This is a genomic window from Achromobacter sp. DH1f, from assembly GCF_000633435.1.
Taxonomy (GTDB): domain Bacteria; phylum Pseudomonadota; class Gammaproteobacteria; order Burkholderiales; family Burkholderiaceae_B; genus Achromobacter; species Achromobacter deleyi.
In genome coordinates this window covers 1-328 of sequence record NZ_AYMF01000137.1, presented here as the reverse complement: position 1 = coordinate 328, position 328 = coordinate 1, and the positions used below count along the sequence as shown (strand labels likewise).

1 protein-coding gene is annotated in these 328 nt (G+C 68.6%); it reads left to right on the top strand.

The annotated features are described in order from the left end of the window. Window positions 1-320 (top strand): helix-turn-helix domain-containing protein (locus U858_RS0133445; protein WP_025141391.1); only part of this gene is annotated, 320 nt, incomplete at its 5' end. Window positions 321-328 lie beyond the last annotated feature (8 nt).

Sequence of the window (328 nt, the reverse complement as noted above, 5' to 3'; positions counted from 1 at the left end):
GCCCCACCCACACCGCCCCCGCCGACGGCAACGGCAAATGGCAATTCCAGGACGCCGCCTGGACCCTGGTCAGCCCCCGCGGCACCCGCCTGGCCCTGACCCAAGCCGAACGCGACTTCCTCCTCAAACTCACCACCAGCCCCGACAAACGCCTGCCCCGCGGCGACCTCCCCCCCGGCGACCCCCAAGCCGGCCGCGAATCCGTACGCCGCACCGACGTCGTCGTGAGCCGCCTGAGAAGAAAAGCCCAGGAAACCAACATGGAACTCCCAATAAGAACCGTCTGGGGCTGGGGCTACGCCTTCACAGGCGACATCTAACCCCGCCC